8 protein-coding genes are annotated in these 16,642 nt (G+C 59.0%); 2 read left to right on the plus strand and 6 right to left on the minus strand.

The annotated features are described in order from the left end of the window. Window positions 1-9: 9 nt before the first annotated feature. The 5 genes from FRY97_RS02970 to FRY97_RS02990 are packed head-to-tail and all read right to left on the minus strand — an operon-like array spanning window position 10 to window position 12,947. On the minus strand, window positions 10-2,091 hold the full coding sequence (locus FRY97_RS02970) for a fibronectin type III domain-containing protein (RefSeq protein ID WP_147165936.1): 2,082 nt from the start codon (window positions 2,089-2,091) through the stop codon (window positions 10-12). A 3-nt stretch (window positions 2,092-2,094) separates the two neighbouring features. Then, on the minus strand, window positions 2,095-8,727 hold the full coding sequence (locus FRY97_RS02975) for a hypothetical protein (RefSeq protein ID WP_147165937.1): 6,633 nt from the start codon (window positions 8,725-8,727) through the stop codon (window positions 2,095-2,097). A gap of 3 nt (window positions 8,728-8,730) precedes the next feature. Then, the gene (locus FRY97_RS02980) at window positions 8,731-10,419 is read right to left on the minus strand and encodes a hypothetical protein (protein ID WP_147165938.1); all 1,689 of its coding nucleotides are present in this window, start codon (window positions 10,417-10,419) and stop codon (window positions 8,731-8,733) included. A gap of 10 nt (window positions 10,420-10,429) precedes the next feature. Next, window positions 10,430-12,439: an exosporium protein gene (locus FRY97_RS23250; protein WP_317131900.1), complete on the minus strand. Its 2,010-nt coding sequence runs from the start codon at window positions 12,437-12,439 to the stop codon at window positions 10,430-10,432. A 34-nt stretch (window positions 12,440-12,473) separates the two neighbouring features. Continuing rightward, a complete protein-coding gene (locus FRY97_RS02990) occupies window positions 12,474-12,947 on the minus strand; it encodes a T9SS type A sorting domain-containing protein (protein WP_170254477.1) in 474 nt (157 codons plus the stop codon). 603 nt (window positions 12,948-13,550) lie between these two features. On the opposite strand from FRY97_RS02990, the gene FRY97_RS02995 reads away from it, so the two are divergent. Then, window positions 13,551-13,991 (plus strand): hotdog fold thioesterase, encoded by a 441-nt coding sequence (locus tag FRY97_RS02995; RefSeq protein WP_147165940.1) that lies wholly within the window; start codon window positions 13,551-13,553, stop codon window positions 13,989-13,991. A 28-nt stretch (window positions 13,992-14,019) separates the two neighbouring features. Further along, window positions 14,020-15,234: an acetyl-CoA C-acyltransferase gene (locus FRY97_RS03000; RefSeq protein WP_147165941.1), complete on the plus strand. Its 1,215-nt coding sequence runs from the start codon at window positions 14,020-14,022 to the stop codon at window positions 15,232-15,234. A 2-nt stretch (window positions 15,235-15,236) separates the two neighbouring features. Here the strand turns inward: FRY97_RS03000 and FRY97_RS03005 are convergent, their stop codons facing one another. Continuing rightward, window positions 15,237-16,520: a phenylacetate--CoA ligase family protein gene (locus FRY97_RS03005; protein WP_147165942.1), complete on the minus strand. Its 1,284-nt coding sequence runs from the start codon at window positions 16,518-16,520 to the stop codon at window positions 15,237-15,239. Between the last annotated feature and the right edge of the window lie 122 nt (window positions 16,521-16,642).

The raw sequence follows: 16,642 nt of genomic DNA on the forward strand, positions 1-16,642 counted from the left end.
CAAGGATTTTTAAAATTGGAGGGTTGCGGTGTTGGAGTAGCCCGAGCGGCCGCCATCGCGGTAAAGCAACCGGAATTTATAGCGATAGGTATTGCCCCGGGCCACATCTTTGTCTGTCGTCTTAAAAGCGATGCCCTGCTGCCGGACCGACCACTTGCGGAAAGGGCCTTCCCCCTCCGACCGGTAGATGACCATCTGTGCCACTTCCCGCCCTGAGGCGGGGAATTGAAAGGACAGCTCCGCCTGGCCTTCTGCATACACCGCACTAAGGCGGAGCCCCGATGGCAAGGGCTTGGGCAAGTACAGCTCAATACTGCGGACAGGAGGGGCAGAAAGGCCTGCGCTGTCTGTGGCCACTATGGCATAAACGTACCGCTGCCCGGGCAGCAGAGCGGTATCTTCGTATGCTGTTTCCATATCGACAAACCGCTGCAGCACTTCCCAGTCGCCGCCTTCTCGCTTCCGTTTCAGCTCATGCCAGGCTACATCCTGGCTATTGCTGTTGGCCCACTGCAGGCTGATGCTGCTGTCTTTTACCTCGTACTCCCGGAACAGGGCGGGGGCGGGCGGAATGGTGTCTGGCTTGCTGAGCATTAGGGCCTTGGAATAGCTGGAGGTGTTCGAGCGGAGGTCTACGGCTGCGATACGATAGTAAACCCTCGGCGTAAGGGTGCCCAAGGATAAGGTGTCTGTAAAGGAAGTAGCACGCACCAGCTGCCGGTTCCGCCTCATAAAGACGCCCGCTGCGCTGTTGGAGGTGTACACTTGGTAGCCTGCCAAGTCGGGCTCAGGCCCCGCCTCCCACTTCAGCCGTACGACCCCAAGCGAGTCGATATGGCCTGACAAGCCCAAAGGCGCGCCGGGCGGCTCCCGGTCATTGGTGAAGCCATAGACCGGTGTGGCACAGCGCTCTTGCCCGGCCCGGCCTACTGCACAGACCTGATAGTACTGTGGGGCCGTCAAGCTTGCCAGGGTATCTTCGAACCGGTAGGCCTGCCCGGGCTTTACTTCGCCTATGGGCCGGTAAAGGCCCTCAAAGGTGCGGCTTTTACGGATGGAGAACGCCTCAAGCCCGGCCATCAGGCTATCGGCTTGCCAAGTGATCAGCATAGCACCGTTGGCTGAAAAACCGGCTTCCAAAACCTCAGGGGCAGGCAGGGGGGGCAGGCGCCTTGCCTGTGCCACAACAGGCGGGCTCGGCGGGCTCAATTGCCCGAAAGGGTCTATGCCAATGATCCGATAGGTATAGTTTTTGCCATTTTCGGCGGCAGCCAGATAGGTGATGGGCGGGCTGCCAAATGCCGCTTTCTCGTCCGTAGCGTTTACATAGGGCAGCTCATTGACCCGCTCAAAGCGCTCGCCGTCAAGGGAGCGTTCGATGTAGTAAGCCGTGAAATACTTTTCATGCCCTTCCCGGTCCCAGCTGAGGCGGACATAGCCGTCTAGCCCTTCTGCTTCGGCTATGCGCGGGGTGGCGAGCAGGTCGAAGTTGGGGTTGTAAAGAGCGGTGGCCGTGTACAGCTCTCCGGTGGGGGTGAACAGCGTCACCCTGTAGTTCAGGTATTTGCCCTCGGGCACGTTTTCGTCCCTGTAAAACAGGCCCATCGCCTCGGCAGAAAGGGGGTCCATATCGGCAATGAACAGGGCTGTGCTGTACTTGTGGCGGAGCTCTTCGTGCCTGTTGATGATGCCGCCCATGCTCAGTGGCTCCCCGGCCTGCAGGGTCTCCCACTCCCCGTGCACGCTCTGCCCGGCCATGATGAGGTAGCGGTTCTCGGGCGCTTGCGCTATGGCCTCCTCAAAATCGGCAAGGCTCCACGCCCGGATTTTCCCGCCCAGGGTATCTGTACTTGCTGCAGGGAAGTTTTGGAAGGCGTCAAAGGCCGTCCGCTCGATCTGGGCAAAACCGTTGAGCCCTTTCAGCCAGGCCGCTGGAGTAGTTGGCGCCCAGCGCAGCAGCATATCGCTGCCTTGCCGCCGCAAAATAAGCTGCAAAGAGGGGGGCTGCCCGGTGCTGTCTGCCAAACTGGGCTGCCCGTAAAGCGGGGCGCAAAGCGCCAAACCGATGCAAAAAGAAATGAACTGTTTCATAGGCTATTGGAATGAGAGAATTGGGCCTTGATAGTTGAGCAAGCTGCCATCAGACGCAATAATGTGGGCCTGCCCTGCCGCGTGCACCCCGCCCACAACCCCGTATTGGAAGGTGCGGGAAGCCTTGGGCCCGGGCAGCATCTGTTCGATCAGGAAGCCGCGGTCGGGCTGTACCGCAAAGTCGTATGTGCCCTTGTGCTTTTCGAGCCGGTAATATTGCTGCCCGGCGTTCATATTGTCGAGCTGCACCAGCAGGGCGGGATAATGCCGGGCGATATAATCTGCGTAGAAGTTGACGGTGGTCGGGGGCTCGAACGGGGCGTCTGTACCGCCTCCGCCGAAGCCGCCTCCACCCGTGATCATGCCCGAGGAGCCGTCTGCCCCCAGGCCTCCGTCTGCCGATTGTACCTGAACAATACCGCCGCCTGTGCCGGTTGTGATGCCACCGCCTCCGGAGAGCCCTCCTTGGTTGTTGCCGGGGCTCGTGCCGACATTACCCACACTGCCCGCATCCCAGAGGTAGGTTTGGCTGAGCAGGGTGGCCCCGGCTTGGCTGATGGCCATAATGTCCTGGGCAGTCCATACAGGGGCATAATATTCCAGGGTGAACACCGGCCCTTCATCCAGCGCTAAGCCGAGCTGTGCCATGCCGCTGCCAGTCAATTCAGAAAAGTTGACATATCCCCCGGGGCCGAGCTGCACTTGCCCATCCAAAAAACTGTCCCATGCCCCGCTGATTTCTCCAGCGGTGAGCGGGCCATCGTAGCCGCTAGCCCTGCGGTCTCTTAGGAAATAGGTCAGCGATTGCCCGCCGTACTGCCCACGGAGGAACTCCCCATTGGTGGCCAGCAGCCAATCGAGCTCCGGCAGCTCCCGGGTAACGGTACGGGACTCACTGCCGACGGTCAGCGTGATATCGTGGCTCAGGGGCTGTTCCTGCTCGTAAAGGGCGACAAAGCCGCCAATGCTGTGGGCCAGAAATTGGGCATAACCGGCTTCCCCCTGATGGCTTTGGTGCTCATAAGGGTCTTGCATCCATGCATCGTAGCCTATGCCCACATCCCCATTGATGTCAAAACCGGTGCCCTCGTAAAATACAGGGGCCACCCCATTGATGGTTGATGAAAACTCCAAGCGGGGAAGAGAAACATAGCCTCCATAAGCCTCGTTGTATTCCCCTTCAATATCGAAGACATCAAAGTTCTCATCCATACTGAACTGCAGCGCAGGATAACGGGTAAGCCCGTCCGTGCGCTCTTCTACCGCAATACTGACCCCGGCCAGCTTGGCGCTCAGGGTATTGTACCGGCTGGTTTTGAAATTGAACTGGTAAATGATCTCTTCATTGGGCGCTGCGTACTGGCCGGGGTCTATCTGTATGTCTACAGAAAGGGTATCTTCCCTCGACAGCTCTTGCGCTGCGTGCCCGCTGCCACTTTGGCGGATGATGTCTTCCCGTATGGCAAGCCCATCCATCACCGGGCCAAGCCTTACCCCGTTCACCACCCGGTAGGCGGTCGCTTTGCGCACCAGCTGGCAGGAGTAGTAGGTGTCGTTCTGCAGCCTGGGCAGATCGCTGAGGATGAGCTCCACTTCCTGCTTGCCGGCCAAATGGCTGACATCCTTGATGATGGGAGGCTGCCCGTCGTAACTGGCCCAGCGGAAGAAGTATTCGTACTCGGTAGCGGTGGTGCTGGCCGGGAAGTAGTCTTCCCCGCCCATATTCATGGTAAAAAGAAGGGTCGGGGACTCCAGGCGGTAGAGCATGTTGATCTCATCTTGCAGGAAGTAACGCTGATTGCGGATAGGGAGGGTCTTGAGCACCTCGTCGTCCGGGATAGGGAAAGGGGTAGTGCCCGTCGTAAAAGTATGCTCCCGCTCCTCTTTCCAATCGGCATTCCCTTCCTTAAAGGGCACCCCCTGACTGCTGAAGGTGTAGTCGGTAGCTTTGACCCTGAGCTTGAGGGTGTAGTCCGTTTCGCTGTCCAACTTTTGCCCGGTATCCATAGTCAGGGCTTTGTGGTCGGTGCTGAAGGTTTGGGCACCGTTGACGGTAACGTTGGTTGCGTGGTTTTTGAGCGAAAACTCGTCTACGTAAATCTCCAGGTCGGCCATGATAGCCTGCCGGACTCCAGGCACAGGCTCCCAAAGGATGGGCACTTCTATGCGTTCGCCTACCGGCAGATAAAAAGCCGCGAGCAAGTCGTCTGAAGCGAACACGCTGACGTCCTCTGCTTCGTCTTCCGGACTGAGCTCATAAATCACGGGGATGATCTCTTCGTCTTCAGGAGCGGGCTCGCACCGATCCCCTACGCGCACATCAAAATTGATGCTCCCCTTGATCAGGCCGTTGAGGACCCGGTAGGAAGCGCCCGCCCGGCCCTCCGCCCAAGCCGGGTTAGGCCCGCCCCCGCTGATGAGCATGGCAGCGCCCATCTGAAACAGCTCGAACTCCCGCTCTTTGCCCAAGAATTTGCCTTTCAGCCCAACTGCGCCTTCCATGCCTGCATAAACCTGCCCCGTGGCGTACCAGTCGTTGATGCCGGGGGCGATCTGCCCTGAGCCGGGGATGTAGCAGGTGGCCCCATTGAGCTGCGTCAGGTTGATGTCAAACCCAAGCACAGTCTCCAAACTGGCATACAAAGCCCAGGCCCTTACTTCTACACTGACTTCAGATTCCAGCCCGAATGCAATGCCTTGTGCCTGGCCATAGTAGGCATCGCCTTCTTCCCTTTGCAGTGCCCCGGAGACCGGATTGGGGTTGTTGAGCTTGTTGCTGCCACTGCCGCTGCTGTTCCCGATCAGGCTGTTGACCTTAGCAGGCACGGGAAGGGTTGCAGGCAGGCCGTGGCCTACCATAAAATAGCCGCCCACTTCTTGGCGGACGATGCCAAGGTCTACTTCCAGCCCTGCCCGCTCGCTGGGGCTGCCAGCATGGAAGTACCATTTGTTGGACGCCGTCTCTGCCAGGAAGCTCACCCCGGCAACGAGGTCGCCCGGCCCGGTGCCCCGGATCATACCGCCCGCTACATTGGCGTACAAATTGATGTAGCCGCTGAAGGTATGGTCCATGCCGCTCTTTTCCCAGCCCAATCCAGCTGAAGCCCAAAAGTTGGCACCGGTTTCCCGCTGATCAAGCGGGCACATCAGGAAGGCCTCCCCGTCTATGTTTAAGCTATTGATGCCAATGTTTTGCGCAAAGGAGCCGGCAATGCTGACATCCATATTGAGGGCCTGTGGAGTGGGCGCAGCCAGGCGGGTCGCCAATTTTAGGCCATAGGTGCCAAACGCTGGCACGGGCTTTAGAGAGGAAGGGGTTTCCTGCAGCTCCCCGGCTTGCCCCGGCAGCTGGCTCAAGATGTCCTCGACCATAGCTTCTGTGCCAGCACTGTTGTTGTCAAAACCATCGGTGCGCTGCATATTGACGTAAACACCCCCGCCCAGCCCATGCAGGTTGACCCCTGGGCCTAGCGGAATGCCCGGGAAACCGATCATGCCATCCACATACCAGTACCCAAAGTAATCAGCGGTACTTCCAAATGCTACATCTGTCCTGACAGCACGCACACCGAAGTCGGCATTCAACGCTGTACTAAAGCCCAAGGGCATGCTGATGTCCAAGCTGCCCCTTGCGCCCCGGTCGTCTTCTTCCTGATAAAATTCGACTTCCCCTTCGAGGGACAGCCCAAAAACCTCGTCTATGTCGATGGAGAGGGCGCCAAGCGCTATCCCGTCAAAAGCCAGCTTACGGCTAGAGGGGTCCATCTGCGACCTCACCGCGAGGGCGGCATCCGCCGAAAGCCCGTTCACTCCGCCGCCGCCAAGCTCTACCCGGGGGTCAATGCGGAAATCGACTTGCCCAATGCCTTGCTGTACAATGCGGAGCTCCTCCAGCGATATAGGAAAGCTATTGGCTTCGACCGGGCTATTGGCTGCAGCCGGGGCCGGCAGGGCACTATTGCTGCTGCCGCTTGAAGAGGAAGAAACAGGCGGCAAATTGCTGCAGCTGACTTCCTGCCCGCTCACGGCTTGCCCGAGAATGGAAAAGGCTTGATTGCTGAAGCCATCCACAGAATGGTAACCAAACTGGAAGTCCACCCAAGGGATGGTCAGGGCCACAGGGTCTGTAAAGGTGACGCTCATATTGCCTGCCAGTTGCGCATCAAACACAGCCTGCCCGCTTTCCCGTACCATGCGCACGAATGAATTGGGGCAGATGTTGGCTGATGCCGCCTGCATGAAAGGGAAGCTTAGCCCATTTTCATCTGGCTGCACCAGGAATTCCATATCTGGGGCACCCCCCTCGTCCTGCGGCAGCAGCAGCGCGCTGTACTCCAGGTATTCCCCTGCTCCGGAAATGGGCAGGCCCACCTTTCCGGAAAGGCCCGCGCTCCAGGTCCCTGTTTCAGCAGTGCTCCACTGCACGAGGTCTAAGTAGAGGGTATCGATGGATAAGTACCAGTCGCCTGCGTACCCATCAGCGATATTGGCCACCTGTGCGCGCAGGGTGACCAGTTCGTCTATAATCATATTGGCGACGGAGAAGTTGAGGCGCTCCCCTTCAAAAAGCCAGCCTTCAGCAGAGCGCACTTCCAGCTGTTTTAGGTAGAAGCCTTCCCAAAGCGGGCTCAGGGTGGGCTGGCCCGAAGCAGCGGTTGTCACATCAGGGCTCTCATAGTTATCTGGCAGCACTAAACCCGGAGGGTTGAGCAGGTCGGAAGCGTCTGCCCAACCTTCCTCCAGGGTGAAACCCAGACCTGGCAGCCCGGGGATTTGGAAGGGGCCCATCTCTAAAGAGCCGAGGTACCCTTTGAGCGGCTGCTCGGCACTGCCGATCACAGCCTCATCGGCAGCGCGGGCCCAGGTAGAGGTGATCCGGCCGGCAACTTCTCCCGGCCCAGGCGTGCCGTCCTCGCTGTCAGGCAGGAGGGCTGACCTTGGGAACACCGCATCCAGGGCCAGGCCCAGGGCTTTTATACCGTGGCAATCCACTTCCAGGTAAGCGGCCTCTTCGCGTATGTTTTCCGCAATGGCGGAAGTAGTGCCAGGTAGGGAAAGGGCTACGCTCCCCCCTACAGGCAGAGGGATGTCTACTGCCGGGTGGAGCAGGAATTCTTCGCCAAACCCCGAGGGCAACAAGCAAATGTTAGAAGCAGAAAGGGATGCCCAAAAGTCGCCCCAAGAGGGGTAGTGCATATTGTACATGACCTGGCCATATGCCCGTTCGGGAGTAAAGGCCATATCGTTAAAACCTAGCATGAGGTGCTCGCCCTGTACGTCCCATACAATGCCAAGGGGCAAATTGAGGGTGCGTCCCCGCCCGCCGAGGGCCGTGCTGATGAGGCGCTCTGTGCGTAAAATTTGATCCATGGTGGAAATGTCCACCGGATTGTCCGTCCCCGGGTCGTAGGTGTAGTCCTTTACAGCGGTGGCCTGGCCTTCGAAAATGCGACCATCCTGGTCAACTTGCACTTCTTCAAAGCTGACGCCTACCCGCACACTATCGAGGAAGGGCAGCAGTATGGTGCCTGTACCGGAAGCGGCGGCCCCAGCTGTTTGCGTAAAGCTCAGCTCCTCTATGGCAAAGTAGCCGATCTGCAGGGCTGAAAAGCTCCCGGCATCGCTCACCGGCTGCCTGGAGCTGGCCAGGCTGTACTCGCACTCCGACCCGCAATCGGTCTGCTGAGCTGCACTCCCAGTAGGCGGCGGAGCAGCTGTTGACACAGCAGAGCTCCCATCCCGGTACCAGAAAGTGGTAATCTGGCTATAACCATTGTTGGTGACCGGGGTCTGCCCGGTGGGGTCTACCGCCCTGACCCGCAGGGCATACTGATGCCCTGCCTCCAGCTCGATCTCGGGTGGGAAATCGTAGTTGTAGAGCAGGTCGGGAATAGCCCTGACATCAAGAAGGGGGAACTGCCCGGGGTCGTTCATCAGGATTTCCAGGTCATCAAATGGCTGCCCGGTGACGTCTAGCATCTTGAGGTCGTAAAGGAAGCCGCCCGGTGTTGGGGCAAGGGTAAACGGAGGCTCCCATGCAATGGTCACATGGCTCATGGGGTTGGGGGCTACATCGCTCCCATCGGCAGGCAGGTAAATGACCGGCATGTCTCCATAAAAAACCGCAAACGGTGCAGAGCAGCTGAAGCCAAGGGAAGCCCCAGTGGCCCAGTCTTTGGCCTCTATACACACCTGATAGTTGCCCTCTGGCAAGGCACGGTTGAAGTTGATATAATCCAGCTGCTCTTGGCTGATGGCGCTCAGGTCGATTTGGCCTATACTATTGAAACCGAGGTCGGTGTCCGCCAGGTCCTGCCCGGTAAGGGTAAGAGATTGCATAGCCGGGAGCACAAGGGGCTGAGCAGGCCGGTAGCCACTGTTGGTCATGGCCGTAAGCCCGTTGTCGCCCACGATGCTGGAATGCAGGTAAAACTCTTGGTCCTGTATGCCCGAGTTGAAAAGGCTGAGCAGGGCATTGTCGGCAGCATTGAGGTAGTATTCCAGGGTGACCGGGTAAGGCGGAAAAATTTCGATCTGCACCTCAATATCTTGCGCGCGCAGTGAGGTCATGCAGCTGCTCAGGCAGAACAGCAAGGCGAAAGCAGCCGTTGGGGCGGTCGTTGTTAAATGGCGCATGGCTTATTGCTTTGGCTTTGGGGTGTGAAAAGAATATTGATAAGCGAGCAGTGCACGGGACTCCCGGAAGCCTTCGCCCCCCTCGGGCGCTCTGTTCAGGAAGAAGGTGCGCAGGCGGATGCCGTGCCCGCCCTTCAGCCTGGCGTTGATTTGGGCCGAAAGGTTCAGCTGCCGTTCTGAGCGCTCCCCATTGGTGCGGTTGAGGTTGTAAAGGGCAGAAAGGGCGACCTGCAGTTTTTTGCCAAAAAGGGATTGCCCTGCGGAAAGGCCGCCACCGGTACGCCCCTGCTTGCGGCCGGGGTAAAGGTAATGATGGTAGTTGAAGACCGGGCCGAGGTTCCAGCCCATGGTTTCATGCCTAAGGGTAAAACTGCCGGAAGCACCGTGCCCACTGAAGTCAGCAGCCCCGTTTAGCACCAAAGACTCATTGACGATATCGTTGAAAAAACCATTCAGCTGCAGGGAGCCACTGAGCGGCCCGCGCTCGAAAGCTTTCCATTGCCCGCCAGCGAAGGCATGCTGGGTGATGGTCACAAATTGCAGCGTATCGTTGATATTGACCAGGCCCGAGCGGTTTTCGTGCTGATAATTGGCATACCGGGCCATGAGGTGGAGGCGCTGGCCGCTATGCCATGCTGCTGAGAAAGCCCCGATCACCCTTTGGCTTTGGAAAGCCTTGGCCTCGTTCAGGTTGTCGCGCTGTATGCCCAGAGAGCCCTGCAGGCGCAGCCTTTTGCCCAAGAGCGGGGCAGCAAAATTAATGGTGTAGTTCTCTACATCATTTTGCAAAAAGTTGATGCCAAACGACTGGAAAAAAGGGGCAACCTGCTGGTACTTCAACCCCACAGACACCCCCCTGTGGTTATAGCTCAACGAGGCATCCCCCGCCCAGCTGGCACGAGTGGAGATATTGGGCGAAAGGAGCAAGCCGTACCTTTCAAGTTCTTGCGGCAGGGCTTCTTCAAAACCAGCTTGCTGGTTGGGTGTAAAAGCACTGCCTGCAATATTCGCCTCTAGGCGCAGGCGCCTGAAGAAGCGGGCGTAAAAATGGACACCTAGCACCAAATTCTCCATGGGCGGCAGAAAAGTGCTGTCTGCGGCACCTTCCCTTCGATCCTGTAGGAAAGCCGCAGAAATGTCTACGCCAGCCTTCGGGCCGCCGTAGCCTACCTTTGCCCCAGAGGCCATCCGCTCATAAGAAGGCAGCACAACCGGGCCCTCAATGCCCAATGCCGGTTGTACGGACAGTAAGTTGCGCATCCGCCCTCTGAATGCGATGACCTTAAACTTCCCGGGCGTGAGCTCAATGCCCGCTCCGAGGAAGGAACGCCCAGAAAACACATAAGGAGAAAGCCTCAGGGTACGGTAGCCTAAGTGGAGCTTTGCCCACTTGTAATAGGGGCTCATCCCAAACTGATTGAAGGGGCTGGATAAAGCGCCCTGCTGCTGAGCAAAAGAAAAGGTAATGGGTATGCTGATGCCAGCAAAGCTGGCCGTCAGCCCGCCGCTGAGGGCTACCCCAAACGGTGCGCTGCGGGCCAGCCCCTCCCCTGAAGACTGGTAGGCCTGGCTGCTCAGCTGTATATTGCCCGAGAGCGCCGGGCGGCCCGGCGATTGGAGTTGCCCAAGGTCCTGTGCCTGTACACCAAGTACAGCACACAGGACAAACAGGCTGGAGTATAGGTATCGCACGGCCTGGTTTTTAGTAGTAGATGATAAAGTTCATGGGAAAGGCCGCCTCATTATCAAAAGCACGGATGCTGGCCTGCCCTCCACTGAAAGTGACGTGGTAAAATTTATTGAGCCCATTCCGGGCAGTCGCTACTATGCTGCAGTTGGAGGCCGTCAGGCTCCCACCGGAACGAGCGACCCGGATTTCGTTGGCGCCTACCACCGTCACGTTGATGCCAGGAGAGGTAAAGAGCACTGTGCCTGAGGGCCCAACTGCTCCAGCGCCAACATTGAAGGTGCTGCCCGCAGAGGGTTCGGCCGGCACCCATTTGCCGCTTTGGAACGTAAGGATGTCGCCTTCTTGCGGGCTGGCCTCAGATAAGGCCCTGCCGTACAGATGGGTTACCGTCAGGTCATCATAAGTGCCGCTTACATCCCCTCCGAAACTGTCTTGCTGCCGCACCTTAGGGCTGGGATCTGTATCCCCGGTATTGGTGATGGTGCCGTTTTGTATGCTGATGCCCGCCCCGGCACTGTAGTCGGCATCTTCGCCTGGGTCGCCTTTGGGCAGGATCAGGTTAAGGACTTGATTAGGGGCAGTGCCCGTAATTTGGGCATTGGCCTGATTGCCAGAGAGGACGGTGCCTATGCTGAGGCTATTCACAGGGCCGGCTGGACCTTGTGGACCGGCTGGACCTTGTGGACCGGTTGCGCCCTGTGGTCCGGTTGCGCCCTGCGGGCCAGTCTCGCCTTGCGGGCCGGCTGGGCCTTGTGGTCCGGTTGCGCCCTGTGGGCCGGCTGGACCTTGTGGGCCAGTCTCGCCTTGTGGGCCGGCTGGGCCTTGCGGGCCGGCTGGGCCTTGTGGGCCGGTTGCGCCCTGTGGGCCGGCTGGACCTTGTGGGCCAGTTTCGCCTTGTGGGCCGGTTGCGCCCTGTGGGCCGGCTGGGCCTTGTGGACCAGTTGCGCCCTGTGGGCCGGCTGGACCTTGTGGGCCAGTCTCGCCTTGCGGGCCAGTCTCGCCTTGCGGGCCGGCTGGGCCTTGTGGGCCGATTGCGCCCTGTGGGCCGGCTGGACCTTGTGGGCCAGTTTCGCCTTGTGGGCCGGTTGCGCCCTGTGGGCCGGCTGGGCCTTGTGGACCAGTTTCGCCCTGTGGGCCGGCTGGACCTTGCGGGCCAGTCTCGCCTTGCGGGCCTGCTAGGCCCTGTGGGCCAGTTTCACCCTGTGGGCCGGTTGCGCCCTGTGGGCCGGCTGGGCCTTGTGGGCCAGTTTCGCCTTGTGGGCCGGTTGCGCCCTGTGGGCCGGTTGCGCCCTGTGGGCCGGCTGGGCCTTGTGGGCCAGTTTCGCCTTGTGGGCCGGTTGCGCCCTGTGGGCCAGTTTCACCCTGCGGGCCGGCTGGGCCTTGTGGGCCAGTTTCACCCTGTGGGCCGGCTGGGCCTTGTGGGCCAGTTTCGCCCTGTGGGCCGGTTGGGCCCTGCGGGCCAGTCTCGCCTTGCGGGCCGGCTGGACCTTGCGGGCCGGTTGCGCCCTGTGGGCCAGTTTCGCCCTGTGGGCCGGCTGGACCTTGTGGACCGGCTGGGCCCTGCGGGCCAGTCTCGCCTTGCGGGCCGGCTGGGCCTTGCGGGCCGGTTGCGCCCTGTGGGCCGGCTGGGCCTTGTGGGCCAGGCTCAGCGTTTCCGGCATTATCCGCATAAAAAGCATACGGCACAGCAGCAAGCGCGATAGGCCCGATCTCTACGGTGCCCCCGCTGTAAGTAATGGTGACCGCCATGGCAGCATTACCGCTGCCCCAATCGAGTTCACGGAGAGCCTCATCCCCAATCTGAAGGTTGATGACGCCAAAGTCATCAGTCGTAGTAGGATAGGACATTTCGTAAGAGCCTCCTGCAGTAGAAATGCTCACCTCCACCGTTGCCGCCTCTTGGGCAGCAGGAGTACCATCGGTATTTTTCAGTGCCGCCTGGTAGTTGAAAAAAGAAGGGGTTTGGCTTGTAGCCGAAAGGGATAGGGCAAGCACAAAGATGAGGAAGAGTAATTGTTTCATGTAAAAAATTGTTGATATATATTGGGAATTGAGGTTATAAACGAGACTTGACGAGGGTGCCTATATAGACCGTACGGCCGCCCGACCGAGCAGACAGCTGGTAATAGCCGGGCGGAAATGGACGGATGTCGAGCAAGCCGCCGGGCTGCAAATAGACGGTGAATACCTGGCCGAGGGTATTGTGCAAATAGACTGCATCTAGTTCCAGGTTGGTTTCGAGGTAAGCCCAGCCCGTAGCCGGGTTGGGGTAGACAAGGGCTTGTACTTCGGGGCTTGGTGCTATAGCGGCACTAGGCACAGATGGCAGGCCCGATTGGCTTTGGAAACCTTGTGAAATGCTCCCCCCTGGGCTGTCCGCAGAAAAGATAATGGCTTCGCCCAAGGTGATATTTGCTGTACCAGATGCTCCCCCCCAAGCGGAGAGCACTTGCATACGCACATCTGGCTGCGCCTCGAGTGCGGTAGTGGCCAGTAATAGTAGGAGTGCAAAAAAGAAGAGTCGAGTCATAGGGATGGGTTTTGTACAAATGTCGGGCATCGGACAAGGGCACTCCCTACCCGTTCGGGTAGTTTTTATAGCCTGACAACCCAAGATTTCGCTACACGCCTGCTGTGTGCTGTGCATACTGGCCTGCTCTCCTTCTGCCACTCAGCTCAGGCTAAGCCCCCAAAAAGCCGGCGCGTGGTTGAAAACAGCTCACTTCTCCCAACTACACTGACCGGGCGCAAACCAGATGGTCGCTCTTTTGGCCTGCCCCTCCGCAAGTATAGGGGCCTGCCCCTGCCCGACGGCAGGTGCCGCTATGCTACGGGGCTCGCTATCCGCTCGGCCTTATCAGGCCTGCCGCCCCTTCGCAGCGCTAGGCCAATACCAGGCTAGAGCCCCAAAAGCCTAAACACCTGCGACATTTTGGTTCACGCCCCACTGACCCGGCGCATCAAGACTTCTAAATTGGCAAATCTGACTGCAAAATCGGGAGAGCCCTCCCTATGGCAACCCCTACCCTAGGCAAATTCACGTCCTTGAGCGTTTTGCCCGGGCCCCGCCCTCCTCCCTTTTTGGCTATATTTGCCGGGCGTACAGCTGTCTTTTTTTACCAAACCCAAGATCATGGACGGAAAGGAGCGCGCCCGCAGGGTGTACGAACAAATGATGGCCAAAGACTATTGTAGCCAGTGGATGGGCATTGTGCCCCTGCAGCTGGAAGAAGGGCGCTGTCAGATCCGCATGCAGGTCAAACGGGAAATGCTGAACGGCTATGGTATCCTGCACGGCGGCATTGCTTTTGCTTTTGCGGACAGCGCTTTCGCTTTCGCGTCCAACTCCTTTGGCAGGGTAGCCGTTTCTATACAAGGCAGCATGAACTACGCCCGGCCGGTGAGGGAAGGCGAAGTGCTCGTGGCAGAGGCCAAAGCACTGAACGTAGGGTATAAAACCGCAGATTTTGATGTGGAGGTGCGCAACGAAGCTGGGGAGGTTTGTTACTTCTTCCGGGGCACCGTTTACCGCAGTAGTAAAAGTGTGCTGCCGGAAGACCGGGAGCTGCTATAGATCCGACTAACCAAAAAGACCATCATACGTGAAAGAAGCATTCATCATCGGGGGTGTCCGGACCCCTATCGGAAGTTTTACAGGCACGCTTTCGCCTGTGCGCACAGACGACCTGGGCGCTCTTGTTATCCGCGAGCTGGCTGCCCGTTTCCCAGGCATCCCGGGGGAAGCCTACGACGATGTCATCATGGGCTGTGCCAATCAGGCGGGGGAAGACAACCGCAATGTGGCCCGCATGTGCGCCCTGCTGGCCGGGCTGCCGCATACCGTACCGGGGGAGACCGTCAACCGGCTGTGCTCCTCGGGCCTCTCTGCCATCATACACGCCAACCGGGCGGTGAAAGCTGGCGATGGAGAAGTATTTATCGCAGGCGGTGTAGAGCACATGACCCGCGGCCCGTGGGTCATCTCCAAAACATCTAAGCCCTTTGGGCGGGATGCAGCAATGCACGACAGCAGCTTCGGCTGGCGGTTTATCAACCCCAAAATGCATGAGCTTTACGGTACGGATGGCATGGGCACTACGGCCGAAAACCTGGTCGACTTGTACGGCATCAGCCGGGAAGATCAAGACCGGTTCGCTTATGGCTCCCAAATGAAGGCTGCGCGCGCGCAGCGTGAAGGCCGCTTGGCGCGGGAGATTGTGGCTGTAGAGATCCCACAGCGCAAAAAACCGCCCATTGTTTTTGACCAGGACGAGTTCATCAAGCCCAATACCACGCTGGAAGTGCTAGCCAAGCTCCGCCCTGCTTTCCGGAAAGCAGAAAACGGGGGCACGGTCACAGCTGGGAATGCATCTGGGCTCAACGACGGGGCTGCGGCCACACTGATTGCCTCATCGGACGGGGCTGCCCGTTATGGCTTGCAGCCCATGGCCCGTATCGTATCCTCTGCTGTCGTTGGCGTAGCGCCCCGCATCATGGGCATTGGGCCCGTGGAGGCCTCCAACAAAGCTTTGGCGAAAGCCGGCCTGTCTATGGAAGATATGGATATCATAGAGCTGAACGAGGCCTTTGCTGCACAAGCGCTGGCCTGCATACGCCAATGGGGCCTGGCAGACGATGACCCCCGGATCAACCCCAACGGCGGCGCGATCGCGATCGGGCACCCGCTCGGCGTGACCGGTGCCCGCATCGCCCACACTGCCGCCCTCGAGCTGCAGCTCACGGGCAAACAGTATGCCCTCGTGACGATGTGCGTAGGGGTTGGGCAAGGCTATGCCATGATCTTGGAACGGGCCTAAGCTTACCGCTGATCAAGTACCCGGTTGAGCTTGCCGCCTTCGCTGCGGGGGATACTGCCCGGCGGGCAAAGGCGCACTTGCATGGATAGCCCGATCGTACCTTTGAGGGCGGCGGCCAGTTCATCTTGAGCCTCTGTAGCAGCTACTGAAGTACCGGGCGCGGTTTCCACTTCTACGGTTACCTGATCTAGGTGGCCTTGCCTGCCTACGATGAGCCGGTAGTTGGGGCTAAAGGCAGGCAGGGTGTGTATGACCTCTTCTACCTGAGTGTGGAAAAGATTGACGCCCCGGATGATGAGCATATCATCGGCCCGGCCGCGTATGCCCGACATCTTGATGTGGGTGCGCTTCCCATTGGGGTCATAGTACAGGGAGCAGATGTCGTTGGTCCAATACCGGAGCAAAGGGAAGGCCTCCTTAGTGAGGGTAGTAAAAACCAGTACGCCCTCTTCCCCGTAAGGCAGGGGCTGCCCAGTATCGCGGTCGACTACTTCCGGGAAGAAATGGTCTTCCCAGATGTAGCTGCCGCTGCCCTGTTCTTCCACATCTTCTTGGGAAACGCCCGGCCCTATGACCTCACTAAGGCCATAGATATTGGTCGCTTTCACTTGCAGCCCCTGCTCTACCTGCTGCCGGATAGCCTCCGTCCAGGGCTCTGCCCCGAGCACGGCATAGCGTATCGCCAGTTTTTCGGGGTCGATGCCACGGCGGGCACATTCACCAGCCAGCGTTTGTGCGTAAGAAGGCGTACAGCAAATGACTTCCGGCTGGAAGTCCTGTAGTATGGTCAGCTGCCGCTCTGTCATGCCACCGGATACCGGGATGACCGCCATGCCCATGTGGGCCGCCCCGCCGTGCATGCCCAGCCCGCCAGTGAAGAGCCCGTACCCGTAGGCGTTGTGCAGCTTCATGCCAGGCCGGGCGCCGGCACAGTAAAGAGAGCGGGCGACCACTTCATCAAACAGCTCGAGGTCGTTCTGCGTATAGCCCACTACTGTAGCTTTGCCAGTGGTCCCGCTCGAAGCATGTATGCGGCGGATGTCTTCCATCGGGCGGGCGAACAAACCGTAGGGGTAGTGGCTCCGCAGGTCGCTCTTGCGGGTAAAAGGGAGCCTATGCAGGTCCTCTACCGATTGGATATCGCCTGGCTGCAAGCCCAGATTGTTGAATTGCTGATGATAGAAAGGGACATCCTGATACAGGCGGGCGATCAGTGCGCGGAGGCGTTCGTTTTGCAGCTGCCGGAGCTCTTCCAGCGGCAGCTGCTCTATGGCAGGATTGTACATGGCTTTGCTTTTGGTGAAGGGCAGGGCCCACCTAAAGTTAAAGCTTTTTTGCAGAGCAGGTGCCAGCTAGAGGGGACAGAAGGGGGCCCGTGACGGGGCTAGGCATAAAACAGGCGCTACAG

Source organism: Phaeodactylibacter luteus, from assembly GCF_007993045.1.
Lineage (GTDB): Bacteria > Bacteroidota > Bacteroidia > Chitinophagales > Saprospiraceae > Phaeodactylibacter > Phaeodactylibacter luteus.

Bases quoted from the DNA above. Each gene is read 5' to 3' on its own strand.
- FRY97_RS03005 (WP_147165942.1), bottom strand. From the start codon at position 16,520: ATGTACAATCCTGCCATAGAGCAGCTGCCGCTGGAAGAGCTCCGGCAG.
- FRY97_RS23250 (WP_317131900.1), bottom strand. From the start codon at position 12,439: ATGAAACAATTACTCTTCCTCATCTTTGTGCTTGCCCTATCCCTTTCG.
- FRY97_RS02995 (WP_147165940.1), top strand. From the start codon at position 13,551: ATGGACGGAAAGGAGCGCGCCCGCAGGGTGTACGAACAAATGATGGCC.
- FRY97_RS02975 (WP_147165937.1), bottom strand. From the start codon at position 8,727: ATGCGCCATTTAACAACGACCGCCCCAACGGCTGCTTTCGCCTTGCTG.
- FRY97_RS02990 (WP_170254477.1), bottom strand. From the start codon at position 12,947: ATGACTCGACTCTTCTTTTTTGCACTCCTACTATTACTGGCCACTACC.
- FRY97_RS02970 (WP_147165936.1), bottom strand. From the start codon at position 2,091: ATGAAACAGTTCATTTCTTTTTGCATCGGTTTGGCGCTTTGCGCCCCG.